Annotated in this window: 22 protein-coding genes and 4 pseudogenes; 13 read left to right on the top strand and 13 right to left on the bottom strand. The window is 68.4% G+C overall.

Translation table 11 applies throughout. The features are described 5' to 3' along the window. Both LXM94_RS15060 and arsK read left to right on the top strand, forming a co-directional pair. Nucleotides 1-715: pseudogene (locus tag LXM94_RS15060) on the top strand (flavoprotein); the annotation flags it as partial. Beyond that, nucleotides 712-1,917 carry an arsenite efflux MFS transporter ArsK gene (arsK, locus tag LXM94_RS15055; RefSeq protein ID WP_235772286.1) on the top strand — a complete coding sequence of 402 codons (1,206 nt, stop codon included), beginning with the start codon at nt 712-714 and terminating at the stop codon, nt 1,915-1,917. The pseudogene LXM94_RS15060 and the gene arsK, both read left to right, overlap by 4 nt. On the opposite strand, the gene LXM94_RS15050 is transcribed toward arsK, so the two are convergent. Continuing rightward, entirely contained in the window at nt 1,914-3,272 is a 1,359-nt protein-coding gene (locus LXM94_RS15050) for a sensor histidine kinase (protein WP_235772285.1), read from the bottom strand. The two genes, arsK and LXM94_RS15050, sit on opposite strands and share 4 nt — an antisense overlap. Continuing rightward, on the bottom strand, nt 3,272-3,988 hold the full coding sequence (locus LXM94_RS15045; protein ID WP_235772284.1) for a response regulator: 717 nt from the start codon (nt 3,986-3,988) through the stop codon (nt 3,272-3,274). The genes LXM94_RS15050 and LXM94_RS15045 overlap by 1 nt, the downstream gene beginning before the upstream one ends. 200 nt (nt 3,989-4,188) lie before the next feature. Here LXM94_RS15045 and LXM94_RS15040 point away from each other — a divergent pair, with 200 nt between their 5' ends. The 6 genes from LXM94_RS15040 to LXM94_RS15015 all read left to right on the top strand — a co-directional run bounded on the left by LXM94_RS15040 (nt 4,189) and on the right by LXM94_RS15015 (nt 8,663). Continuing rightward, nucleotides 4,189-4,503 (top strand): hypothetical protein, encoded by a 315-nt coding sequence (locus tag LXM94_RS15040; protein ID WP_235772283.1) that lies wholly within the window; start codon nt 4,189-4,191, stop codon nt 4,501-4,503. 129 nt (nt 4,504-4,632) lie between these two features. Further along, a complete protein-coding gene (locus tag LXM94_RS15035) occupies nt 4,633-5,148 on the top strand; it encodes an SH3 domain-containing protein (protein WP_235772282.1) in 516 nt (171 codons plus the stop codon). A gap of 47 nt (nt 5,149-5,195) precedes the next feature. After that, nucleotides 5,196-5,477 (top strand): cysteine rich repeat-containing protein, encoded by a 282-nt coding sequence (locus LXM94_RS15030; protein WP_235772281.1) that lies wholly within the window; start codon nt 5,196-5,198, stop codon nt 5,475-5,477. Next, a complete protein-coding gene (locus LXM94_RS15025; protein WP_235772280.1) occupies nt 5,474-6,805 on the top strand; it encodes an efflux RND transporter periplasmic adaptor subunit in 1,332 nt (443 codons plus the stop codon). The genes LXM94_RS15030 and LXM94_RS15025 overlap by 4 nt, the downstream gene beginning before the upstream one ends. Continuing rightward, the gene (locus LXM94_RS15020; protein ID WP_235772279.1) at nt 6,802-7,965 is read left to right on the top strand and encodes an ABC transporter permease; all 1,164 of its coding nucleotides are present in this window, start codon (nt 6,802-6,804) and stop codon (nt 7,963-7,965) included. The genes LXM94_RS15025 and LXM94_RS15020 overlap by 4 nt, the downstream gene beginning before the upstream one ends. Next, the gene (locus LXM94_RS15015) at nt 7,962-8,663 is read left to right on the top strand and encodes an ABC transporter ATP-binding protein (protein WP_235772278.1); all 702 of its coding nucleotides are present in this window, start codon (nt 7,962-7,964) and stop codon (nt 8,661-8,663) included. The genes LXM94_RS15020 and LXM94_RS15015 overlap by 4 nt, the downstream gene beginning before the upstream one ends. 33 nt (nt 8,664-8,696) lie before the next feature. On the opposite strand, the gene LXM94_RS15010 is transcribed toward LXM94_RS15015, so the two are convergent. The 5 genes from LXM94_RS15010 to LXM94_RS14990 all read right to left on the bottom strand — a co-directional run bounded on the left by LXM94_RS15010 (nt 8,697) and on the right by LXM94_RS14990 (nt 14,205). Further along, the gene (locus LXM94_RS15010; RefSeq protein WP_235772277.1) at nt 8,697-9,344 is read right to left on the bottom strand and encodes a hypothetical protein; all 648 of its coding nucleotides are present in this window, start codon (nt 9,342-9,344) and stop codon (nt 8,697-8,699) included. Nucleotides 9,345-9,355: 11 nt separating this feature from the next. After that, nucleotides 9,356-10,816 carry an aspartate aminotransferase family protein gene (locus tag LXM94_RS15005; protein WP_235772276.1) on the bottom strand — a complete coding sequence of 487 codons (1,461 nt, stop codon included), beginning with the start codon at nt 10,814-10,816 and terminating at the stop codon, nt 9,356-9,358. Next, a complete protein-coding gene (locus LXM94_RS15000; RefSeq protein ID WP_235772275.1) occupies nt 10,813-11,472 on the bottom strand; it encodes a class II aldolase/adducin family protein in 660 nt (219 codons plus the stop codon). The genes LXM94_RS15005 and LXM94_RS15000 overlap by 4 nt, the downstream gene beginning before the upstream one ends. Continuing rightward, nucleotides 11,465-13,078 (bottom strand): xylulokinase, encoded by a 1,614-nt coding sequence (locus LXM94_RS14995; RefSeq protein WP_235772274.1) that lies wholly within the window; start codon nt 13,076-13,078, stop codon nt 11,465-11,467. The genes LXM94_RS15000 and LXM94_RS14995 overlap by 8 nt, the downstream gene beginning before the upstream one ends. A gap of 86 nt (nt 13,079-13,164) precedes the next feature. Beyond that, nucleotides 13,165-14,205 carry an AraC family transcriptional regulator gene (locus LXM94_RS14990; protein WP_235772273.1) on the bottom strand — a complete coding sequence of 347 codons (1,041 nt, stop codon included), beginning with the start codon at nt 14,203-14,205 and terminating at the stop codon, nt 13,165-13,167. A 265-nt stretch (nt 14,206-14,470) separates the two neighbouring features. Between LXM94_RS14990 and LXM94_RS14985 the strand changes: the two genes are divergently transcribed. Together LXM94_RS14985 and LXM94_RS14980 are read left to right on the top strand one after the other, a co-directional pair. Then, complete coding sequence (locus LXM94_RS14985) at nt 14,471-15,613, top strand: MFS transporter (RefSeq protein WP_235772272.1); 1,143 nt, start codon at nt 14,471-14,473, stop codon at nt 15,611-15,613. 180 nt (nt 15,614-15,793) lie between these two features. Beyond that, a complete protein-coding gene (locus LXM94_RS14980; RefSeq protein ID WP_235772271.1) occupies nt 15,794-18,355 on the top strand; it encodes a GcvT family protein in 2,562 nt (853 codons plus the stop codon). Nucleotides 18,356-18,421: 66 nt separating this feature from the next. Here LXM94_RS14980 and LXM94_RS14975 read toward each other — a convergent pair whose 3' ends face one another. The 3 genes and pseudogenes from LXM94_RS14975 to LXM94_RS14965 form a co-directional block, all read right to left on the bottom strand. Beyond that, nucleotides 18,422-18,868 (bottom strand): SRPBCC family protein, encoded by a 447-nt coding sequence (locus LXM94_RS14975; RefSeq protein ID WP_235772270.1) that lies wholly within the window; start codon nt 18,866-18,868, stop codon nt 18,422-18,424. Between the two features lie 209 nt (nt 18,869-19,077). After that, a complete protein-coding gene (locus tag LXM94_RS14970) occupies nt 19,078-19,491 on the bottom strand; it encodes a GFA family protein (RefSeq protein ID WP_235772269.1) in 414 nt (137 codons plus the stop codon). A gap of 258 nt (nt 19,492-19,749) precedes the next feature. Further along, nucleotides 19,750-19,878, bottom strand: a pseudogene (locus tag LXM94_RS14965) (LysR family transcriptional regulator); the annotation flags it as partial. Between LXM94_RS14965 and LXM94_RS14960 the strand changes: the two are divergent. The 3 genes and pseudogenes from LXM94_RS14960 to LXM94_RS26195 all read left to right on the top strand — a co-directional run. Further along, nucleotides 19,867-20,406: pseudogene (locus LXM94_RS14960) on the top strand (isocitrate/isopropylmalate family dehydrogenase); the annotation flags it as partial. The pseudogenes LXM94_RS14965 and LXM94_RS14960 overlap by 12 nt on opposite strands. A 53-nt stretch (nt 20,407-20,459) precedes the next feature. Next, a pseudogene (locus tag LXM94_RS14955) lies at nt 20,460-20,945 on the top strand (GntR family transcriptional regulator); the annotation flags it as partial. A 104-nt stretch (nt 20,946-21,049) separates the two neighbouring features. Further along, entirely contained in the window at nt 21,050-21,169 is a 120-nt protein-coding gene (locus LXM94_RS26195) for a hypothetical protein (RefSeq protein WP_329605615.1), read from the top strand. A 92-nt stretch (nt 21,170-21,261) separates the two neighbouring features. On the opposite strand, the gene LXM94_RS14950 is transcribed toward LXM94_RS26195, so the two are convergent. From LXM94_RS14950 to LXM94_RS14940, 3 genes are read right to left on the bottom strand one after another with little or no spacing between them, the layout of a single operon-like run. Continuing rightward, the gene (locus LXM94_RS14950; protein ID WP_235772268.1) at nt 21,262-22,359 is read right to left on the bottom strand and encodes a mannitol dehydrogenase family protein; all 1,098 of its coding nucleotides are present in this window, start codon (nt 22,357-22,359) and stop codon (nt 21,262-21,264) included. Between the two features lie 41 nt (nt 22,360-22,400). After that, entirely contained in the window at nt 22,401-23,396 is a 996-nt protein-coding gene (locus LXM94_RS14945; RefSeq protein ID WP_235772267.1) for a Gfo/Idh/MocA family protein, read from the bottom strand. Beyond that, the gene (locus LXM94_RS14940; RefSeq protein WP_235772266.1) at nt 23,393-24,274 is read right to left on the bottom strand and encodes a sugar phosphate isomerase/epimerase family protein; all 882 of its coding nucleotides are present in this window, start codon (nt 24,272-24,274) and stop codon (nt 23,393-23,395) included. Before LXM94_RS14940 ends, LXM94_RS14945 begins: the two co-directional genes overlap by 4 nt. Nucleotide 24,275: the final 1 nt, after the last annotated feature.

The raw sequence follows: 24,275 nt of genomic DNA, 5'->3' as shown, positions 1-24,275 counted from the left end.
CAACCGCCTCGACCGGCTTCTCGGCGGCGGGCTCAGCGACCGGCTCCCGGCCCGCGGCGCCCTCGGCCTCGCCGCCCGGGCGGCGATCGACGGCGGCCATCTGAGGCTCCTCGCGCCCTTCGCGGTCGAAGCGGTCCGGCGCGCCGGCGACAGGATCGCCGTCGAGGCGACGGCAAACGGCCGGCCCGAGACGATCCTCGCCAACCAGCTCATCGTCGCGACCGGCTTCCGGCCCGATCTTTCCATCCTGTCTGAGCTCAGGCTCGATCTCGACCCGGCGGTCGAGGCGCCGCGCCGGCTTGCGCCGATGATCGACCCGAACCTGCATTCCTGCGGCACCGTCCCGCCGCATGGCGTCGTCGAACTGGCGCAGCCGGAGGCCGGCTTCCACATCGTCGGCTCGAAGGCCTACGGCCGCGCGCCGACCTTCCTGATGGCGACAGGATACGAACAGGTGCGCTCGGTCGTGGCGGAGCTCGCGGGCGATCATGCCGCGGCGCGCAGGGTCGAGCTGGTGCTGCCGGAAACCGGGGTCTGCAGCACCGATCTCCTCGGACCGGAGGGCCAGGCCGCCGGCTGCTGCGGCGGTCCCGCGCCCGTGGAAACCGACGCATGCTGCGTTGCCGATGCCGCGGCCAAGGCGCGTGGCCGGACGGGCTGCGGCTGCGGCGCGCCCTCCCCCTCGTCCGTCGCGCTTCCGGAACCCGCCGAATGAGCGCAGCGCCGGGCGCCAAGGGCCTCATCTGGGCGCTCGGCGTCACGCAGATCATCGGCTACGGCACGCTCTACTATTCCTTCGCGATCCTCGCACCGGCGATCGCGCGGGACGTCGCCCTGCTGCTCGACGCGCTGTTCGGCCTGCTGTCGCTTGCCCTCGTCTGCGGCGGGCTCGCAGCGCCGAAGGCAGGCGGCTTGGCGGACCGGTTCGGCGCCGGCCGGCTGATGGTGCCGGGCTCGCTTGCGGCCGGCCTCGCCCTCGTCGCCGCGGCCTTCGCCCCCGATGCGCTGACGCTCTTCCTGTCGCTCGTCGCAATGGAGGTCGCCTCTGCCTTCGTGCTCTACGGCACGGCTTTCGCGGCCATCGTGCAGGCAACGGGCCAACACGCCCAGCGCAGCATCACCCACCTCACGCTGATCGCCGGCTTCGCCTCGACGCTGTTCTGGCCGCTGACGGCAGCGCTGCATGCGCGGCTGAGCTGGCAGGACGTCTATCTCGTCTTCGCAGTGCTCAACCTTGCCGTCTGCCTGCCGATCCATCTGTGGGTCGCGCGGCTGCCGCGGGAGATTGCAACGAGCGAGGCCAAGGGCGATGCCGCACCGCCGTCCGGTCCGGACGGCGACGGGTTGCGGCCTGCTGCGCGCAGCCTGTTTCCGCTGATGCTCGCCGCCTTGGCCATCGAGGGCCTCGTGCTCGCGGCCATCCTCGTGCACATGGTGCCGCTCGTCACCGCACTCGGCCTCGGCACGTCAGGCCTCGTCGTCTCCACCTTCTTCGGTCCGGCGCAGGTGGCGAGCCGGCTCGTCAACATGTTGTTCGGCGGCCGGCTGGCGCAGCGCCACCTGGCGATCATCGCCGCCGGCCTGCTGCCGCTCGGCCTCGCTCTTCTCCTCTCGACCGCGCCGCAGCTTGCGGGCGTCGGTGCCTTCGCGATCCTGTTCGGTCTCGGCTCCGGCCTTACGAGCATCGTCGGCGGCACCCTGCCGCTCGAACTCTATGGCCGGAACGGCTATGGCGCGAGGCTCGGCTGGGTCTCGGCGGCGCGACAGTTCTCCGCCGCCTTCGCGCCCTTCGCCTTCGCGGTCGCCCTGGAACGCTGGGGTGCAGCGACGGCGCTGTCGACGGCACTTGCCTTCGGGCTCGCGGCCCTCGGCCTCTTCGTCTTGCTGGCCCGTGCGGCGGGAGCCGTGCGCGTCTAACCCGTACCGGCGAAAACCGGCACGCGGACGAGGGCGCGCCCTCCACCGCCGGGCGCTTCGGCAAGGTCCAGCCTGCCGCCATGGGCTTCGACGAGACTGCGGGCGACCGCGAGGCCGAGACCGGCGCCGCCGGTCCGGCGGGCACGCGACGGCTCCATCCGCACGAAGGGTTCGAGCAGCATTTCCCGCTGCCCCGCCGGGATGCCGGGCCCCTCGTCGTCGACCGTCAGCACCAGTACCTGATCGTCGCGCGCGAGCCGGACATGGGCGGCGGCGCCGTATTTGATCGCATTGTCGACCAGGTTGAAGACGACGCGCCTCAGCGCAAGGCGATCGCCGAGCACCTGGGCAGCACGGGCCTCCTCCGTCACATACAGCGTCGCGACCCGGTCCGCATCCGGCCGCTCGCGAACCTCGGCGATGACCAGCCCCGCCAGATCGAGCAGTTCCTCGTCCAGCGCGCCGACGCCGGCGCGGCCGGCGAGCAGCGAGTCGTCGAGCAGCGTGATCATCGCCTCAATGTCGCCCGCCGCCCGGCCGCGCTGCTCCTCGTCGGGAATGTGCTCGATCCGGAGGCGCAGGCGTGTCGCGAAGGTGCGGACATCGTGCTGGATGCCGCCGATCAGGGCGAGCCGCGCCCGCATCATCGAATGCAGCCTTCCCTGCAGCCGGTCGAAGGCGCCGACCAGCGTCTTCATCTCCTCTGCGCCGTAGCGCATGTCGGGAAGTGCTACCGGATCGCCCGCCGGATCCATCCGGTCGACGGCGGCGGCGAGCCGGCCGAGCGGCCGGATCTGGCTGTGCAGCAGCAGGACGGCGACGAGCGCGAAGACGGTGCCGATGACGCCTGCGCCAAATCCCGCGGGGAGGCCGAACCAGGTGACGACATAGGGCGCCCTCGCCTCGATCTGCAGAACCTCCGCGTCGTTCAGCCGGATGCGGAAGACGACGGGACTGACCGAACCGGCAAAGGGCCGCGGCAGCCAGCGGTCGCCGCCCTCGACGCGGCCCGCCGTGACCGAGAGCAGCGCGGCGCCCAGCGCCTCCCGGTACGGCTCGAAGCGGCTCTGCTCCAGAATGCTGTTGCCGCTGCCCGTCTCGGGCACGGGCATGTCCGTTTCGACCGAGACCGCGACGAGCGGCGACCGGACGATAGCCAGCACCTTCTGCCGGTCGGCCGGCCCGGCTTCGGCAAGCAGGCCGGCCATCGCGACGAGCTGCTGCGGAGCAGGAAGCGAAATCCCCTCGTCCAGCCCCTTCGACAGATAATAGACGGAGACGATCGTCACCCAGGTCGTCAGCATCGCCGTCGCCGCGATGGCGGCGAGGCGCGCGGAAAGGCCGGCTCGGACCATCAGGGCACCTGCCGGACAGGCACGGTGAGCAGATAGCCGTTGTTGCGGACCGTCGTGATCAGGGTGGCCTCGGACGAGACGGACTGCAGCTTGCGGCGCAGCCGCGATACCTGCAGATCGACCGTGCGGTCGAAGGGATTGGCGAGGCGGCCGTGCGTCCAGTCGAGGATCTGGTCGCGCGACAGCACCCGGCGCGGCCGCGCGACGAAACAGGCGAGCAGGTCGAACTCGCCGCTGGTCAGTGCGACCGGGACGCCGGTCTCGTCCGTGACGGTGCGGGAATCGAGATCGATCACGAAGCGGTCAAAGGCGAAGCGGCGCGACGGCGCGTCCTTGCGCTGCGTTCCGGCGCGGCGCAGCAGCGCGCGGATGCGGGCAAGCAGCTCGCGGGGGGCAAAGGGCTTCACCAGATAGTCGTCGGCGCCGATCTCCAGCCCGACGACCCGGTCCGTCTCGTCGCCCTTCGCCGTCAGCATGAGGATCGGCAGATCGTCCTCGCCGCGCAGCCGGCGGCAGATCGACAGGCCGTCCTCTCCCGGAAGCATCAGGTCGAGGACGAGAAGGTCGACCGGCGTGCGGGCGCGCACGGCGTCCATCTGGGCCGCATCCTCGGCAAGCTCCACGTCATAGCCCTCCCGGCGCAGCATGTCGCCGATCAGCCTGCGGATTTCGCCGTCGTCGTCGACGACGAGAATGGTCTGGTCACTGGTGCTCATGGGCGAAAGGATGCGGGGGCGGCGAAGCGGAATCAAGAGCCCGGCGGACCCCGTTACAAATTGCTACAAACCGGCGCGGCGGCGATACACAACGACTGCGCCGAGCCACATGGCGCATACATGCCGTCCCTATCCTTCGACCATCCCGAACGGCGCCGGCCACGGTGCCGGAACGGGAGAACGAGCGAAAGGAGAATGCCATGAACGTGACGAAGGCGATCCCGACAGGGCTGCTTGCCGGTCTCTTCGCAGTGGTGGCCGTCGGCGAGGCCGCCGCCTGGACCCGCAGCCGGTCGGTGACCGGCTGGCACGGAACGGCCTCGGTCAACGCCCATGGAAACTGCGCCGGAGGAACCTGCTCGCGCAGCGTCAGCCGCACGGGTCCCTACGGATATTCCGCCAGCCGGAGCGGTTCGGTGAGCTGCGACGGTCCGTCCCAGACCTGCAGCGGCTCGCGCACCACGACAGGCGCGCACGGCGGCACGGTTCATCGCGAAGGCAGCGTCAGCTGGTAACGGCTTCGCGATGACCGGCAGCGGGTTCTCTCCGCCCCCCGCGCAGCCCGCTGCCGGTTTCCCCTTCTTCCAACAGTCCCACGACCGCGCGGACCCGCAGCGGCCGCCCTACATTCCGAGGAGAACACGATGAAGATACGTGCAGCGATGCTCGCCCTGCTGCCTGCGCTGCTGGCCTCCGGAGCGGCAGAGGCCGCGACCAGTTCCATCACCGTCATGGATGTCAATCTCAGGGCCGGCCCCGGAACGGGCTATCCGGTCGTCCGCGTCATCGCGGCGGGAAGCCGGGTCGTCACTTTCGGCTGCCTCGCGGACTACTCCTGGTGCGACGTCGGCGTCGCGGGCGTCCGCGGATGGGTGGCTTCCCGCTATATCACGATTGCGAGCGGCGGCACGACGGTCGTGGTCACGCAGGCGACCGCGGTGCGGATCGGCGTACCGGTCGTCGCCTACGGCTCGGCCTACTGGCACGCCCATTATGTCGGATACCCCTGGTATGCCCGCGGCCACGCCTATTACGCCCGGCCGGTCGCCGGGCCGGCGGTGCGGCGGCCGGCGCGCTGCCTCGACGGCTGCTCGGCGTCGCGCACCACGACCGGCCCGCGCGGCAGGACCTATTCCCGCAGTTTCACCTTCGATCCGTGAGGCCTGCTGGCCCCCCAACGCTTCGTCAACCAAAGAGGAGATCCCAGATGAAGAACCGCATGCCCGCCGGCGCCCGTCCGTTCGCCGCCACGCTTCTTGCCCTGTCGCTGATCGGCGGCGCATCGTCCGCCTTCGCCCAGGCGCAGCAGGCGACACCCGAGATGAAGGCAAAGGCCAAGGAAGTCGCCCGCGCCTGCCGCACCGACATCCGCCAGTTCTGCAAGGGCATCGAACCCGGCGGCGGGCGGATCGCCATCTGCCTGCAGGAACACGCCGCTTCGGTTTCGCCGACCTGCCAGCAGACGCTCGCGGGAGCACTCGGCCAGTGACGACCCCTCCCCTGCCGCACCGGACAAACGGCGCAGTCGCCCCGACGAAGGCTGCCGCGAAACCGGAGCGGCAGGCCGACAGCGGGGCCGGCACGGCCGCCCCCGCTGTCAGGGCGCGCGCGGACCAGCCCGCCTCCGACCCTCCGGCGGGTTCAACCCGCCGCCCGCGGCCGCAGCGGCGGCGCGGGATACGCACCACGCTCGCCGGCGCCCTCCTTGCCGCAATGCTCGCCGGCGCACTCGGTCTTCGCTACGGCGTTCCGCATGCCGCCGAGGGCATCGTGCTTGCGGAAGCGCCGCTCGTCTTCGACATCAGCGGCCCCGGGACATTGACCGCCATCGAGAGCAGCACGGCCGGCGCCCGCATCCAGGGCATGATAACCGCGCTCCATGCCGACCGGAGCGACAGGGTCCGCAAGGGCGATCCGCTCGCCGACATCGCCGCGGACGACCTGAAGAGCAATCTCGCCGCCGCGACGGCCTCGCGCGACGCCGCGCGCCGCGCGGTCGACCTCGCCGAAGCCGATCGCGAGCGGGCCGAGGCCGGCCTGCGCAATGCCCGCCTCTCGCATGACCGGCAGCGCGATCTTTTGCGCCAGGGCACGACCTCGCAGGCCTCCTACGACACCGCGCTCGCCACGCTGCAGCAGGCGGAAGCGGACGTGGCACGCACCGAGGCCGCGGTTTCGCAGGCGCGCGCGCAGGCAATCTCCGCCGAGGCAACCGTGGCGCTCAACCGCACGCGGCTCGAGGATGCAGTCGTGCGCGCGCCCTTCGACGGCATCGTCGTGTCGCGCGATCGCAATCTCGGCGACGTGGTGACGCCCGGCACCTCGCTGTTTTCGATCGTCGACCCGGCTTCGCTCGTGCTGACCGCGCGTTTCGACGAGAGCACGATGGCCGAGATCCGCCCCGGCCAGCAGGCCTCGCTCTCCTTCGCATCGGCGCCCGACCGCCGCGTGGCGGCGCATGTCCACCGGCTGGGCCGCACGGTGGACGAGGAAACCCGCGAATTCACCGTCGACGTCAAGCCGGACCGCCTGCCGGACACCTGGGCGATCGGCCAGCGCGGCACGGCAAGGGTCGCGGTCGGCGCGGCGGCGAGGACGCTTTCGATCCCCACCGACGCCATCGTGCACGACGACGGCCGCCCGGGCCTCTGGTTCGTCGTGAACGGCCGCGCATGGTGGCGGCCGGTAACGTTCGGCCGGATCGGCGACGGCCGGGCGGAGATCCGCAGCGGCGGCGCACCGGGCGATACCGTGCTGCTCAAGCCTGCCGGCGCCTATCGCGGCATGCGGGTGGACCGCGCGGAGACGGCCCGATGAACCTCGCGATCAAGGACATCCGCTTCAACCTCGCGCGCTTCGTGATGACGGTTGCCGGCGTCGGCTTCCTCGTCACCGCCTCCATCGGCATGGTCGGCCTCTACCGCGGCATCGTCGCGGATGCGCTTCTCGTCATCGACGAGATCGGCGCCGATCTCTGGGTGGTGCAGGGCGGCCGGTCCGGACCCTTCGCCGAAAGCTCGGCCCTTGCGGCACGCATGGACCGCCGGGTCGAGGGCGTCGACGGCGTCGCGACGGTCCGCCGCTTCGTGCAGTTCAGCCAGCAGTTCGACGTCGCGGGCCACGCGCTGCGCGCCGCCGTGACGGGGCTCGACTATCCGACCGACACGGGCGCCTGGCTCGATCTCGTCGCCGGCCGTTCGCTCGCGACGGGACACTACGAGGCCGTGGCGGACGAGAGCGTCGGGCTTTCGCTCGGCGACCGCGTGAAACTCGGCCGCGACAGCTATGCGATCGTCGGCCTGACGCGCGGCATGGTCGACGCGACCGGCGACGGGCTGCTCTTCGTGACGGTCGCCGACGCCTCGGCGATCGCCACGACCCGCACCAGCGAGGAGGTGCTGCTCGCCCGCGCCGCGAACGGCCACGCCGCCTCCGACGACGGGCGGCAGAGCTCCGTCTCGCAGGACAGCAAGATCGCCGCCATTCTCGTGACGCTCAACCCGGCAGCCGACGAGAACGCCGTCAGGCGCGCCGTGCTCGGATGGGGCGACGCCAACGTGCTCAGCCGTGCCGACCAGCGCGACCTGCTGCTCAACCAGCGGCTCTGGCGGCTGCGCGTGCAGATCCTCGCCTTCACCGCCGTGCTGCTCGTCGTCATGACATTGGTGATCTCGATGATCATCTACACGCTGACGATCGAGAAGCTGCACCAGATCGCCATGCTGAAGCTGATCGGCGCGCGCAATTCCGTCATCGTCTCGATGATCGCGCAGCAATCCTTCCTGATCGGCGGCGGCGGCTTCCTGTTCGGCTGGGGCGCGGCGAAGCTCATCTTCCCCTATTTCCCGCGGCGCGTCGTCATCGACCCCGCCGACCTCGCCGGCCTGCTCGCGGCGATCGCCGTCATCTGCGGGGTCGCCAGCCTGCTCGGCATCTCGCGCGCCCTCAAGGTCCGGGCGCAGGAGGTTCTGTCATGAGGGCTGCGCCCATCCTCAGCATCGAGAACGCCACCCGCCACTATCCGAGCGGCGACGGCATCGTGCGCGCCCTTGACGGCGTGTCGCTGGAGATCTTCCCCGGCGAAGTCGTCGGCATCCTGGGGCCGAGCGGCTCGGGCAAGAGCACGATGCTGATGATCGCGGGGCTCCTGGAGCCGCCGACGGACGGCGAGGTGCGGATCAACGGCGAGCGCGTCTCCCATGCCGGTGCCGAGCTCGAAAGCCTGCGCGATTTCCGGCGCAACCATATCGGCTTCGTTTTCCAGAAGGCCAATCTCATCCCCTTTCTCACCGCAGTGGAGAACGTGGCGCTGGCGCTGGAGATCGACGACGTGCCGCCGCGCGTCGCCCGGACCCAGGCGACCATGCTGCTCGACGAGCTCGACCTCGGCCACCGCATCGACAACCATCCGGCGCGGCTTTCCGGCGGCGAGCAGCAGCGCGTCGCGATCGCCCGGGCGATCGCCAACGAGCCGGCGCTCATCCTCGCCGACGAGCCGACTGCGGCGCTCGACGGCGTGCGCGGCCGGCAGGTGATCGCGCTCTTCCGCCAGATCGCCGACCAGCGCGGTGCCGGCATCGCCATCGTCACCCACGACCACCGCGCGCTCGACCTCTTCGACCGCACCGTGGAAATGGCCGACGGGCGCCTGCAGCAGCCGGCAGGCCTGGCCTGACGGTCGCCGGTCCGCAACACGATGCCAGGGCCGTCAGTAACCGGCCTTCGGCACCGCCCGTTCGCCGCGCAGATGTGCCGCTGCGGCCTGCGCCTCGTCGTGCCGCAGCCGGCGGCTGGCGATGAAGCGGACGAGCCACGGGATGTGCTCGACGCGGTGGCCGGTCGCGAAGGCCAGCACATAGGCCTTGGCGCATTTCTCGAGAAGCTCCGCATTGAGCGCCAGGCGCTCGAGCGTCATGCCGAAGCACCAGATGCGGTTGTTGAACAGGACGGCGTTGGACCCGTCCGCAACGAGCGCCCGCAGCGCCGCGTCGTCGGCCACCGGCGCCGAGCGGCGCACCTCCAGGCCGAGATGCCGGATCTGCTCGTCGAAGACACCGGGCATCGAATGGCCGAGCTGTGCGAGCGCCGAAGCCCAGGGCTGGCGGCCGATGAGGATCGCGCCGACATCCGGCCGGACCGCCATGATGCGGCGCCGGAGGTCCGGATCGGTGCCGGCGAGATCCAGGCGGACGGCATCCTGCGGCGGCGCCGTGCCTGCGGCGAGCGTCAGGACGCGCAGCACGCCCTCCTCCGGAACCCGCGCGGCGAGCGTATCACCGGGCAGCATGAGGCCTTTTCCCGCAAGCCGCGCGGCAGTGCGGCGAAGCCGCGTTTCGTCGTCTTCTCCGATCGCCATGCCCACCCTCGTCAGACGAGCCGGAAGACGGCCTCGAAGCGGCCGAGTGCGTCGTCGATCACCTCGTCCGTATCGGCCATGCTCGTATAGATGCGGCTTCCGGCGAGCGTCAGCACGCCGTGTGCGAGATAGGCAGCGCCCATCTCCTCCATCGCATGCTTGCGGGCAGACGCCTCGCGCATCAGCTTGATCGGGTTGCGCATGCTCATGAGCAGCACGGCCGAGGTCTGCAGGTGCACGATCGAACCGAAATTATAGGCGACGAAGGGCAGGCCGAGCCGGTCGATGATTTCGTTCAGGCCCCTGCAGAGCCGGTCGCCGGCCCGCCCGGCGAGGACCGGGGCATCGGTGCGGGCCATCTCGGAGAGCGCGTGGTAGCCGGCGGCGCAGGAGAGCGGGTTCGCCGACAGCGTGCCGCCGACGAAGGCGCGGCGGCTGCTCGTGCCGATGCCGCCCGCCAGAAGCATCATCACCTCCTTCGACCCGCCGATGCCGCCGGCCATCAGGTAGCCGCCCGTCAGGCACTTGCCGAAGACGGTGAGGTCCGGCCGGACGCCGAAATAGCCCTGTGCGCCGCCCATGCCGACGCGGAACCCGGTGACGACCTCGTCGAAGACGAGGAGGGCGCCGAACTCGTCACAGAGCGCCCGCACGCCGGCATTGTAGTCGCGCGTCACCGGCCGCGTGCCACTCTCCGGCCCCAGCGGCTCGACGACGACCGCCGCCGTGCCGCCGCGCAGCCGGTTGATCTGGAGCTTGCGGCGCAGTGCCGCGAGGTCGTTCGGAAAGACCTCCTGCGTAGACGCGGTCGAGCCGCGCGGGATGCCGACCGCCTCGCGCCGGCCGGTGCCGGGCACGCGCATGCCGTAGACCACCTGGTCGCTCCAGCCGTGATAGGCGCCGCCGACCTTGATGACGCGCCTGCGGCCCGTATAGGCGCGGGCAAGCCGGATCGCACCCATCACCGCCTCGGTGCCCGAGCCCAGCATGCGGAACATCTCGACATTGGGCATGTGCGAGCGGATGAGCTCGGCGAGCTTCAGTTCGTATTCGTGGAAGAGGCCGGTGACCGGGCCGCATTCGTCGAGCAGCGCATGGACCTTCTCGCGCACCGGCGGATAGTTGGAACCAAGCAGCGTCGGGCCGCCCGCCTGCAGGAAATCGATGTAGCGGTTGCCGTCGGCGTCCCACAGATAGGCACCCTCGCAGCGCGTCGCGGCGAGCGGAAACGGATAGTTGAAGGCGAGATTGTGCTGCACGCCGCCGGGAATGACCTCCGCCGTGCGTGCCGCGAGCGCCTTCGAGGTCCTGCACTTCTTCTCGAAATAGTCGAGCACCGTCGGCAGGGCGTCCTTGCGGATGCCGCGAACGGGGAGCTTCAAAAGGGCGTTCAGCCGGTCCATCACCGCGGCATTGTCCGGCCAGGCGCTGATGGCATAGGACGCCGCGGCGGGCGCGGTGCTTGTGGTCATGTCCATGGTTCCTCCGTCAGGATTTCATCCAGGCAGGCGAGCACGATGCGGCGAACCTCGCCGCCGACGCGCGAGCGGGCCTGCATCAGGTTCTTGATATGGCAGGCGGCTGCAGCTTCGACGGCGGCGATCATCGCCGCCGCCGCATCGAGCGTCGGGGCGCTGCAGATGACGCCGTGGCTTGCCAGCAGATAGGCGTAGACGTCCGGCCGAAGACGCTTCGCCAGCGCGCGCGCCAGCATCGCCGTGCCCGACGGCCGGTAAGGCACCAGGCCGACATGGTCGCCGAGCCGCTCCCGGTCGGCGCCGGGCGGCCAGGTGAGCGCCTCGTGCAGGAGCGCCACGGCACTTGCGACCGGCTGATGGGTGTGCACCGACGCAGCGCGTGACGGAAAGGCCCGCAACATCCGCGCATGCAGCCCCGTTTCGATCGAGGCCGGCTTCGTGCCCTCGAGCTGTTCGAGCGTGTCGAGCCGGACGACTGCGACGTCGGCTGCCGTCACGGTGTCGTATTCGGTCGCCGACGGCGTGACCGCGAAGCGGTTTTCGTCGAGCCTCAGAGCGACATTGCCGCCGGTGCCGGCGAGATAGCCCCTGCCGGCAAGAGACCGGCAGGCGTCGGCGACCTGCCCGCGTTCGTCGAGGAAACTAGCCACGGCCCGCCCCCTCCCCGCCGTTCAGGCGCCGGTAGACGGGAGTGAGCCGCCGGTGCAGGTCGCGGAACAGGCCGAAACGATCGTCGTAGAGCCGGCGCAGGCGTGGATCCGGCTCATAGGTGCGGCCGATCCCGGCCCAGGCCGATGCCGCGGCAAAGGACGTCAGGCCGAGGCCGACCGCGGCGATCATCGCGGCACCGAGCGCATTGGCCTTCAGCGGTTCGCGCGGCTGGCGGATCGGCATGTCAAGCACGTCGGCGTATATCTGGCACCAGGCGGCCGACAATCCGCCACCGCCGATGATGGTGAGATGCGGCGGCCGACGGCCGAGGAAGCGTTCGACCGGCTTCATCATCCAGCGCGTGTTGAGCGCGGTGCCCTCGAAGACGGCGCGCACCAGCGTCTCCCGGCTGTGCTCGATGCTGAGGTTGAAGAGCCCGGCCCTGAGCGACCGGTCGTCCACGGGACAGCGCTCGCCGAACAGCCACGGCAGGTAGACGAGACCGTCACTGCCGGGCGACGTGCGCGCGGCAATGGCGTCGAGCACCGCGTAGATGTCCGGCGACGGCTCGCTGTCGACCAGCCCGTCGTCGTGGAAGATGATGCGGTCCTTGAGAAAGGCGATGCTGTTGGCGCCGCTCGTCTGCAGGGCCATCATCAGATATTTCGACGGCAGGGCGCAGGGGACGGAGGCGATCTGGTCGACAACGCTCGTCTTCTTGAAGGGTACGTGCGCCGCGACCCACGAGGACGAGCCGACATAGAGATGGGCGTCGTAGTCCGCGACGGTTCCCGCCCCGACAGCGGCGGCCGAATTGTCGATGGCGCCGGCGATCACCCGGGTTTCCGGCAAAAGGCCGAGGTCCTCCGCAACCGCCGGCAGCAGCGGGCCGACGACGTCGGTGCAGCGCACGAGATCGGGGAACTTCTCCCGGTCGATGCCGCTCAGGCGCAGCAGGCCCGCGTCGTAGCGGATGGCGTTCACGTCGCGGTTGTCCGTCACCCAGGAGGTGAGGATCGAATCCTGCGTCGCGACGAAGCGGCCGGTGAGCCGCAGCACGAGATAGTCGAGCACGTTGAGGAACTTGTGGGTCTTCTCGTAGACCGCCGGCCGATGGTCGCGGATGAAGAGCATGTGACCGAACGGATCCTTGCCGGACAGCGCCGGCGCCCCGCCGCAGAGCCGGAGCCATCGCTGCAGCTTGAGCGCATCGTAGCCGGCGACCTTCAGAAGACCGCGCATCCGCCGGCGGACGGACGGCGCGCCGCGCATGTCCATCCAGATGACGCCGTTCATCAGGGCGCGCCCGTCGCGGTCGACGGCCACCGTTCCCTCGCCCTGGGTCGAGGCGCAGACCGCGACGACGCGGGCGCGCGGAATGTCGGCGTCGCGGAGCGCCTGCCGGCCTGCCTCGACGAAGGCGCGCCACCAGTCGTCCGGCCGCTGCTCGGCGCCGGCGCCCTCCACGAGGACAAGCGACACCGGCCGGAAGGCCCAGCCGGCAACCCGGCCGGTCGCGGTGACGACCGCGACCTTGCAGCCGCTCGTGCCGAGATCGACGGCAAGGATGGCGGGCTCCGCAAGGGGGGAAACGGGGACTGCCAAGCGGACGGGCTCCTGTTGCAACCTTCTCGCCGCACGCTACCGCGACCGGCCGGCGGGGCTAAGGGGCGAGCAGACCGAAAAGGGGTCTATTCCGGCCAGATCGCATGCATGTCGCGGCGCAGGCTGCCGGGCGTGCTGCCCGTCCAGCGGCGGAAGGCACGCCGGAAATTGTGCGGGTCGGTGAAGCCGACGGCAAAGGCGATCTGCTCGATCGAAAGCTGCGGATTGCCGAGCAGTTCCAGCGCCCGCGTCTTGCGCTGGCCGTCGAGCAGCGACTGGAAGGAGACGCCGTAATCCGACAGGCGGCGGCGCAGCGTCCTTTCACTCATGCAGAGTTCGCGCGCGATGGCGGCGATCTGTGGATGACCGCGCAGGTTCTGGCGCAGGATGCGCTCGACCGAGGAGATCACCTCCGCCGCCTGGCGGTTCCTGGCGCGGTGATGGTCGAGGAATTCGAGGATCTGCCGGTGGCTGAGCAGATCGGCGGTGTTGAGCGGCCGGGACGACCACGCCTGGTCATAGATGAAGGCACTTGCGGGCTGACCGAAAGACACCTCGCAGCCGAAAATGCGCCGGTAGGTCGCAACATAGGCCGGCGCCGGATAGGCGAGGTCGACGCGGCGCGGCCGGAAACTGTCGCCGACGAGGTCGCGCGCCACCTGCATGAAACTCGCGAAGGCTTCCTCGACAAGGAAGGCGTGGATCTCCGGGTCGGGAAAGCGGCTGCTCGCGACGATCACCACCTCGCCCGCTTCGCTCCGCATGTCGAATTCGAGCATGCTGCCGGTGTCCTTCTGCAGCGTGAGACCGAGCGCGATCGCGTCGCCGACAGTGGGGCAGGTGATCATCGCATAACCGACGAGGCCGATCGACGTGATGCGCTCGCGGATGCCTGTCTCGAGGCCAAGCGCGTGGCCCCTCGCCATGTCGAGCGCGCGGCGGATGAGCTCCCGTCCCTGCCGGAACGAGACACGGCAGGAGGGATCCGTCAGGTCGTCCAGCGACAGGCCGAGGCCACGCGTCAGGCGCCCCGGCTCGAAACCGAGATCGGCGAGCGTCGAGGTCAGGCAGCGCAGCAGGAAGACCGGAATGTTGGCGGTGAGATAGGTCGTCTCGTGTGAAGTCATGGAACGGGCCTGCTGACGAAGCGTGACGCCGCCGACGGCGCTCACGATACATAGCAGAACACCGGCGCCGGCACAGGCCGCAATTGCGATCACCGCCGCCGCACCGGACGTCTCTTTGGCCGAATCGGATACCATTCTGGCCCGCCATCCCCTTGCCCGGCCTTTCGCCGCACCTATCGTGAGACCCGGGCAGCCGTTCCGGCAGCCCGTTCCGCGCAACCGAACCCGGCGGCACAAGCGCCGGCCCGCCACAGGACGATTGCCGATGCCGCTCTGGATTCTGGGATTGAGCTCCGCTTTCGCGGTGGCACTGAGCGGCACGATGGTGATGCCGATCGTCGTCCTGGCGATGAGCCGCATTCCCGGCTTCGACGAGGCGACGGCAACGATCGTCGCAAGCGCCGAACTCGCCGGCATCGCGCTCTACGGCATCTTCCTGCCGCGACTGGCGAACCGCCTGCCGCGCACCGTCGCCGTCGCCGGCATCCTCGCCGTGCTGGCGGGTCAGGCGTCGAGCTACGCGCTGACGACGCCGCTGCTTCTGGCCCTGGCCCGCCTCGTCGCTGGCCTTGGCGAAGGCGCGGTCTTCAGCCTGATCGCGGTGCGGGTCGCCTCGAGGCCCAATGCCGAGCGGCTGTGGGGCGCGCTGAACCTGATCGGCGGCACGACCATGGGCCTGCTGCTGCTCATCATCTCCGTCGTGCCGGCCGCGCCGACGCAGCAGCCGGTCTTCGGGTTGCTGACGGGCTTCGTCCTGCTCATGCTGCCGTTCTTCCTGCTGATGGGAGGCCGTCCGCCGATCCCCGCAGGCGGCGGCAAGCCTATCGCACTCGGCCGCGGCGCGATCCTGCGGACGATGATCGTCGTCTTCCTCGTCTATGCCGTCCAGGCGGGACAATGGGCGATCTGCGGCTATGTCGGCGAACGCGCGGGGCTATCGACCGGCACGGTGGGTCTCTTCCTCGCGCTGTCGTCCGTCGCCGGCTTCCTCGGCGCCGTCGTGCCGGCAGTCACGCGCAGGCGGAACCTCCGGCTGCCGCTCGTGCTCGCCGGGCTGCTCGTCATGGCCGTCTCGCTTTACCTGTTCTTCAACGTGCCGGGCGGCGGCGTCTTTCTCGTCGCCCAGATCACGCTCAATATCGGCTTCTACATGGCGACGCCCTTCGTGACCGGGCTTCTGACGGAGACCGATCCGGACGGTGCCCTGCTGTCGCGCATCCTCGTCGTCGCGCTCTTCGGCGCCGCGGTCGGGACTGCGGCCGCCGGCCCGATCCTGACCGCCGTCGGCCCGTCCGGTTTCGGCTGGATCTACATGCTGCCGCTCGGCCTGTCGGCCTTGCTCGCCGCGCTCGTCTTCGGACGGCTGCATGTGGACATGGTCGCAGCCGCCGCCGAACCGGCGAAATAGCACCCGTCCCGGCGGGCACGGCGCATTCGGGACAGCAGCGGCCCGCCGCCGCCCGCGACCGCCCGGTTTCCGGCCGCGCCCGTGGGTCGTGGAGCAGGATGATTATGTCGTAGACAGGCTTTGGTCCCGGCGCGGCAGGCACTAATATCCCGCTCCATATTGAAACCAGGGTCGCAGGCAATGGCAGAGTTTCCGCAAAGGGCGAAGGTCGTCATCATCGGTTTGGGTGGCATCGTGGGCGCGTCGATCGCGCATCATCTCATCGAGCGCGGCTGGGACGACATCGTCGGCATCGACAAGTCGGGCATCCCGACCGACATCGGCTCGACGGCGCATGCCTCGGACTTCTGCTACACGACGAGCCACGACTATCTCTCTGTCTGGACGACGCAGTATTCCATCGATTTCTACGAGAAGATGGGCCACTACGCCCGCATCGGCGGCCTCGAAGTCGCCCGCAGCGGTGACGAGACCTGGATGGAGGAGATCAAGCGCAAGCTCTCCTCCGCCAAGGCTTTTGGCACGCGCGCGCACTATGTCTCGCCATCGCAAATCAAGGAAATGTTCCCGCTGATCGAGGAAGACCAGGTGATGGGCGGCCTGTTCGATCCCGACGCCGGCCTCGTCGTCCCGCGCTCGCAGACGGTTGCCGGCAAGCTGGTCGACGCGGCCGAAAAATCCGGCAAGCTCCAGGTCTTCGGCAACACCCCGGCCCAGTCGCTGATCGTCGAGGGCGGCCGCATCAAGGGCGTCGTCACGCATCGCGGCACTATTCATGCCGACCACGTCATCGTCTGTGCCGGCATCTGGGGGCGCCTGATCGCCGAAATGGTCGGCGAGGATCTTCCCGTCATGCCGGTCGACCATCCGCTGACCTTCTTCGGCCCGTACAACGAGTTCGAGGGCACCGGCAAGGAGATCGGCTTCCCGCTTTTGCGCGACCAGGGCAACTCCGCCTATATGCGCGACACCGGCGACCCGAAGACCACCGAAGGCGGCCAGATCGAGTGGGGTTACTACGAGCAGACCAATCCGCGCCTCTGCCACCCGCGCGACATTCTCGAAAAGCACGAGGCGCGGCTGTCGCCGTCGCAGCGCGACCTCGACATGGAGCAGATCCTCGAGCCGCTCGAAAAGGCCATGGAACTGACGCCGATCCTCGGCGAGCTCGGCTATAACGAGGGCCATTCCTTCAACGGCCTGCTGCAGGTGTCGGCCGCCGGCGGCCCGTCCTGCGGCGAGAGCCAGAAGGTGCGCGGCCTCTGGTACTGCGTCGCCATCTGGGTGAAGGACGGCCCCGGCTATGGCAAGCTCATCGCCGACTGGATGACCGACGGGCGCACCGAAATCGACCACAACTCGATCGACTACGCCCGCTTCTACCCGCACCAGCTCGAGGAAAAGTTCATCGAGGGCCGCACCTTCGAGGCGGCACAGAAGATCTACTTCCCGGCCGTTCATACCCGCGAGCCCTATGCCACCGGCCGCAACATCAAGCGTTCGCCCTTCTACGAGCGCGAGGTCGAGCTTGGCGGCTATTTCATGGAGCTCGGCGGCTGGGAGCGCGCGCACGGCTATGCGGCCAACGAACACCTTTTGGAAAAATACGGCAACCGCGTGCCGGTGCGCGAGAACGAGTGGGACAGCCGCCACTTCTGGCGCGTCTCCAACGCCGAGCATCTGGCGATGAGCGAGGATTGCGGCATCGTCAACCTGTCGCACTTCCATATGGTGGATATCGAAGGGCCGGACCATGTCGAGCTGCTCGAATGGCTCTGCGCTGCCAAGATCGGTGGGGACGGCAATATCGGCAAGGGCATCTACACCCACTTCCTCGACGACGAGGGCATGGTGCGCGCCGACTTCACGGTCTTCCGCATGGCCGACCGCTGCCGTCTGGTGAACGGTGCCGATGCCGGCCCGCGCGACTTCCACTACATGCGCCGCGTGGCCCAGGACCGCGGTCTTGACGTCACCATCACCGACGTCTCGGAACAGTTCATCACGATCGGCATCTGGGGTCCGAACGCCCGCGAGACGCTGAAGAAGGTCGTGGCGGATCCGGCCGGCCTCGACATCGAGAACTTCCCCTTTGCCGCAATCAAGCAGATCGGGATCGCCGGCAAGCCGGTCACCGCCTTCCGCATCTCCTATGTCGGCGAGCAGGGCTGGGAACTGCACATGAAATACGAGGACGGGCTTGCCGTCTGGGACGCGCTGCGCGCCACCGGCGTCATGGCCTTCGGCGTCGAGACCTATGCCAATTCGCGCCGCATGGAAAAGAGCCTGCGCCTGCAGAACGCGGACCTGCTCACCCAGTACAACCTCATCGAAGCCGACCTTGCCCGTCCGAAGGTCAAGGAAGCCGACTTCCGCGGCAAGGCGAAGCATCTGGAATACAAGGCGCGCGAGCACCAGCCCGCCATGCTCTGCACGCTGGTGATGACGGAAAACACCGACAAGACCGGCGTGAAGCGCTATCCGGTCGGCAACCTGCCGGTCATGGACCCGGAAACCGGCGAGGTGCTGATCGACGAGCTCGGCCGCCGCTCCTACACGACCTCGATCGCCTTCGGCCCGACGATCGGCAAGAACATCGCGCTCGCCTACCTGCCATGGGTCTATTGCCAGGAAGGCCGCAAGCTGAACGTCGAATATTTCGCCGAGACCTATCCGGTCGAGGTGGTCGGCATCGGCTACAAGCCGCTCTACGACCCGGAAAACGTGAAGCCCCGCAGCTGAGGACCCGCGCGCGTCCGGCCGGCATCGGGGGGCCCGGCCGGCCGAAGCGCGTGCCGCAGTCCCTCCTCAGTCCGCGTCGATGCTGATGCGGACGTCATTCGGGAAGGTCGAGCCCCTGCCGGTCTCCAGCATCGCTTTCAGGCTCATCAGGAAGGTGGCCCATTTGGTGCTGCAGTGGTGCATGAACTCCACCGGCTCGCGCCAGCCCTGGTGCTTGAAGAGAATGGTCGTGCCCTTCTCGTAGGGCCTGAGATCCCAGATGACGCGGGTGCCGATCCAGTCGCCCGGCCCCTTCACCACTTCCCAGACGACGCGCTTGCCCGGATCGAGTTCGAGCACCTTCATGTCGAAGAAGCCCCGGTCACCGAACTGGAAATGGATGACGCTGCCGATGCCGGTCTCCCCCGTCGTGTCGTTCGTCCACCACGCGGCGAGACCGTCGAGCGTGGCGAGGGCATTGTAGACGTCACGCGGCGGGGCGTCGATGCCGACGCGGTGCAGGATGTCCACCATGATTGTACTCCTTCTCGGGTTGGCGCCGGTGTCGGATTGTCTGCCGAGCGGCGCGGTCGGGTCCGTGTCTTTTGCGCCCGACGGACTTCCGGGCATAGGCAGGACGCAAGGCTCCTGCCGGAGGGCGCGGACGCCGCTCCGGAGATTGCATTGCACTCGTTTGTCGACGTGGATTGCGGCGACCGGTACGACGGCGCCGCCGGGCCGTGTCATCCGGGCATGCGCTCGAATTTCTGAAGGGAAGGGTCGAGCGTATCCCAGGCATGGCCGCGCACGGTGTAGGTGACCGCCTGCGGATCGAACTGGGCCGGATCGTCGAGGCTCGCGGCATGGACCGCGATCAGCTCCGGCATCGCGACGAAGGTCAGGTAGACCGGCGTGCCGCAGGTCGGGCAGAAGGCGTGGAGCTTTTCGTCGCCACTGTCGCCGGCGATCCGCCACTCCCTCGCCTCACCCGAAATCGCCACGTCCGTCCGCCGGGGAAAAACCAGATAGGACGAATGGCCGGTGCCGCTTCGCTGCTGGCAATGCCGGCATTGGCAATGGCTCTGGAAGATGGGTTCGTCGGTCGTCTCGTAGCGGACGAAGCCGCATGCGCATCCGCCTCTATAGTGTCTCGTCATTGCCTTCTCCATCGAGGTCGATCGTCGTTTCGGGCTGTCCGGCAGCCGTCTCTCAAAACAGACAATAGGGGCAACGGCGCAGGTGTGAGAGTAACAAGCTTGGCGCGAAAATCGGGCGTGGCGCCGGACGTCCGCCGGACCAGTCCGCTGTTCCGGACGCGGCGGCAGCCTGCCGCGGAACGCCTCGACTTGACGCCGCGCCGGAACCGTTTTCCCTCCCCGCAGACAGCAATATGCGGGGCCGGCGCCTTGACGGCGTCAGTCTGCCTTCCAGACGCCGAGAAGCATGCGCCGGAAGCGCTCGGCCGCCGGCGAGAGCGTGGCGGCGCGGCGACGGACGATACCGATGGTCCGCGAGATCTGCGGGTCCCTCAACGGCCGCGCAAGCGGCTGACCGTCGTCACCAAGTCGAACGCCCAGCGCCACGGCATGGTGCTGTGGGACGAGGCCTGCCGCGACGTGCTGAAGGAGTTTCCGGAACTTGATGTCGACTGGAAGCTGGTCGATGCGATGGCGGCGCTGATGGTGACGAAACCCGGCAATTTCGACACCATCCTTGCCAGCAACCTGCACGCCGACATTCTCTCCGACCTCGCCTCGGCGCTGACGGGAAGCCTCGGCAACGGTGCGACCGGCAATGTCGATCCGTCCGGAAAGCATCCGTCGATGTACGAGCCGATCCACGGCTCGGCCTTCGACATCATGGGCAAGGGCATCGCCAACCCGATCGGCGCCTTCTGGACCGCGGCGATGATGCTGGACCGGCTCGGCGAGGCGGCGGCCGCCGAAAAACTCATGGCGGCCATCGAGACAGTCAGCCGGTCGGGACCGCATACGCCGGATCTCGGCGGACAGGCGGACACGAAGGCCGTCACCGAAAACGTTCTGGGTGCGATAGGACGGGGCGCCCAATAGGAGTTGCAGCTTACATTCCCATTGTTTATTGCCTACAATAGCAATCGAATTCAATGGAAGGCGCCCTGTATCAGGAACCGAAGGTGCAGCAGAACGACCTCATGGTGTTGAGAACGTCGTCGCTGAAGGGGGTGATCGAGCGCGAGCTCGAACACCTCATCCTGGCAGGCGAGTTGAAACCCGGCGAGCGCCTCAACGAAATCCAGCTTTCGACACGGTTCGGTACCAGTCGCGGACCGCTGCGCGAGGCGACGCGGAGCCTGCAGGCCAAGGGTCTCGTCGAGAGCATCCGCAACCGCGGCGTCTTCGTGCGCTCGGTTTCGCCGACGGAGGCGCTTGAAATCTACGACGTGCGCGCCGCGATCTTCGGCCTTGCGGGACGCCTGCTCGCCGATCTCGTCACCGACCAGATGCTGGCGCGGCTCAATGCCTTCCTCGACCAGATGGACGAAATCGCCGCGAGCAAGAACTTCGACGACTACTATCCAGTCAATCTCGCCTTCCACGACTATCTCGTCACGGCGACGGGAAACGGGACACTCGTCAAGGAATATAAGGGCTTCGTCAACAAGCTGCATCTCGCCCGCGCCCGCGGCCTGGTTCAGGCCGCGGGCTCTCGGTCTCCAACCGCGAGCACCGCGAGATGGTCGACGCACTCGCCTCCGGCAACCGCGAACGGGCCCAGGAAGCCTTCTTCCGCCATGTCGAGCGCTCGAAGATCCGCTTCCGCTCGACGCTGGGTGCCAGCGAATCCGGAGCCTAACAGGCGCCTGGAAGCTGGCAACGCGGGCTCTGCTGCGAGACTGGATTGCTCGGTGCGCCCGTCGTGGCGCCTGGTGCGGCCTTGCCGCTGCCCTAGCCGAGATGCCCTGCCACCTCGGTCAGCCCGGGAAACCGGGCATTGCAGCCGGACTGCCGCGCGAGATCGAGAAAAGCGACGATGCGGCGCTGAACCTTCTGCGCATGATTCTGGGCGATGTCCGCGAGCTTGTGGTCCAGGAAAGGATTGGCGAACCGCTCCAGCGTCGTGTCGCGATAGCGCCGGGCCGCCTCGCCGCAGCCGAGATGCGCGAAGACCGGCAGGACTTCGTCGTCATAGATCCCGGCCAATTCGCCCGTCACCGCCGCACGCCCCAGGAAATCGCGCACCACGGGATCGCCGGTCATGCCCTCCCGTTTCCAGATATGCACGAGAACCGTATGGCCGAGATTCAGGATATGGAGTTTCAGCCGCTCGATTTCCTTCAGGTCATCGACCAGCCGGACGGCATCGTGGCGGCACGGCTCCACGACGCCGGCCGCCTTCTCGATCGCCCAGAGCGCATAGGGTTCGGCAACCGCGCCGGCCGGTTCGATCGGCTCCGAGACGATACGGTCCACCAGACTGCATGCCCAGGTGACGTCGCCCTCGAGATAGGACACAAGGGCGCGCGATGCGCCGCTTCTCCTCGCCTGCGCCAGGACAGCCGCTTTCAACACCTTGCCGTTGTCGACGACGAGTTCCATCGGCATCACGACAAGCGGGCCGGAACCGGCCGCATGGCGGGCCGCCAACAGGCGATAGAGTTTCGCGGGAAAGCTCATCGCCGGATCGAATTCTTCCTGCGTATCCTCCGGCCGCTCCTGGTAGCCGGCGTCGCCGGTGTTGGAGATCGCCAGTTCCGCCTCTTCAAACGCACGGACCACGTCCGGCCAGTCGGTAGCGGTCGAGAGGCAGCGCTTCACCGATGTCACGCGTTTCGTTTCGTCGACGGTCCTGCCGTCCAACAGACCCCGGATGCGCACCGGATAGCCTTCCGGTGCGGCAAGGGCCTGCAGTCGCCTGGATCGGCCGGTATCGCCCGACGTCTGCACGACCGTGACCGTGCGGGCGGGGGCGCCTTCGGAGAAGAACAGGTCGGCATGCGCCTGCAGGAACCGGCTGGTTCCGAACTGGATCACGGACGTCTTCATGGATTTCCTCCCTCGCCGTTGCAGGTGTAATCTGTAACCGGTCAAAGCGAAAGTTCGCGCCGCAGCGCTTCCAGCCGCTCCATCGCCACGACGCCGTCGCGGATGGACGGCGCCGGCGTTTCGGCGCCGGCAAGCGCCGGAAGGACGTCGGCGAGCAGCGAATAGTATCCCTTCGGATCCTCGTTCGCCGCCGCCGTGAAGTTGGGCTTCCAGGTGAGGCTGTCGGTGGTATCCGACAGGGACGCAGCCGGATCGTCCACCTTGAAGGGCGGATTTCGGTTCCATCGCACCTCGATCACGTTGTCGACCTCGAGGCGCTGGTGATCGCCCATGATTTCGATGCGTTCGACGGGCGCGCCCCGCGATTGCGCCGTTCCCATCGCGATCGTGCCGATCGCGCCGCACTCGAAGTCGAAGTGAACGTGAAACAGGATCTTACCCCGATCCTTCTCCACCTTGCGCGCCGTCAGTTTCGAAACGGGCGACACGAGGAAGGACACGAGATCCATGTAGTGGACACAGTGGTGCAGAAAGAAGCCGGTATAGTCGACATTGCCGGCGAAGTAGCCCGGCGCCGTCATGTAGTAGCCGGTCAGGCCGTAGATATCGCCAAACCGGCCGGAGCGTAGGATGTTGGCGGCGACCTTGTTGCCGGCCGAATAGCGCTTCATGAATCCGAGCAGCAGGGGCTTGCCCGCCTTCTCCGATGCGCTCATGAGCTCGCGGGCGCCTGCGGCGCTTCCCGACGGGGGTTTCTCCATGAAGACCGGCAGGCCGCGCCGGAGGGCCGCCTTGCCGAAGAGGAGATGCTGGTCGGGGCCGACCGCCATGCCCACGGCGTCGATTCCCGGCGTGCGGATGAGCTCCTCGGCATCGCTCGTCAGCGTCGAAACGCCGAATTGCCGTCCAGCCGCGGCGAGCCGCCTGCCGTCGATGTCGCAAAGTGCTGCGAGTTGCACGTCATGGCGAACGAACTGCGGAAGCAGCATCTGGGTTGCGTGGGTACCGCACCCGATCCAACCGATCTTCAGGGTCATCGACGAAATTCCGTGAGCAGGATATGGGACTTGATGAATTCCGCGCTCGCGGAAAGGCGGGCGCTTTCGTCTTCGTGCGGCGGCCGCCACTGGGCGAAGGGTACACCGAAGCGGTCGTCGTTGCGCCGGAAGGGTTCCAGCGACACCGGCCCCTCATAGCCGATCTCGTGCAGCGCACGGAACACCGCGACCCAATCGGTGGCGCCGGTTCCCGGGAAGCCGCGGTGGTTTTCGTTGGCCTGGAAATGGACGAGGCGCCCGCCGCCAAGACGGATCGCCTCGGCGATCGAGGCCTCCTCCATATGCATGTGGAAGGTGTCGAGCATGAGCTGCACCGCCGGATGGTCGACGGCGTCGAGCAGTTCGATCGCCTGCTGCGTCGTGCAGAGCACATCGCTCTCGAAGCGGTTGAGCGGCTCGACCGCGAGCATGACGCCGCGACCGGCGGCATGATCACCCGCCTCGCTGAGGCCTGCGACGGAGCGCGCCTTGCGCGCCAGCCGCTCCTCCTCGGCGACGGGGTGCGGCGAGCGGCCGGCAAAGACAAGCGGATTGCCCGTCAATGGGCCGCCGACGATCGTCGCTCCGAGTGCGACGGCACAGTCGGCGGCATAGTTCAGGTAGTCGATGCCCGCCCGGTGCGCAGCCGGATCGTCCGAGCAGAGATTGCGCTGCAGGTTGACGCGCGCGGCCAGCACGACGGCAAGCTTCGCCGCGTCCAGCGCCCGGCGCATGTCCGCCAGATCGACCTCGCCCGGCTCCGGCACCAGCAGTTCGACGAAGTCGTAGCCAAGCCTTTTCATCTCCGCGAAAAGGGGAAAATGTTCGGCCGTGAAGGGCCTTGCATATTGCATGGAGATCAACCCGACAGGGTTCATT

The organism is Rhizobium alarense, from assembly GCF_021555155.1.
Taxonomy (GTDB): Bacteria; Pseudomonadota; Alphaproteobacteria; order Rhizobiales; family Rhizobiaceae; genus Rhizobium_D; species Rhizobium_D alarense.
The sequence above is the reverse complement of the archived record's forward strand: the minus strand, read 5'-3'. Positions and strand labels throughout refer to the sequence as shown.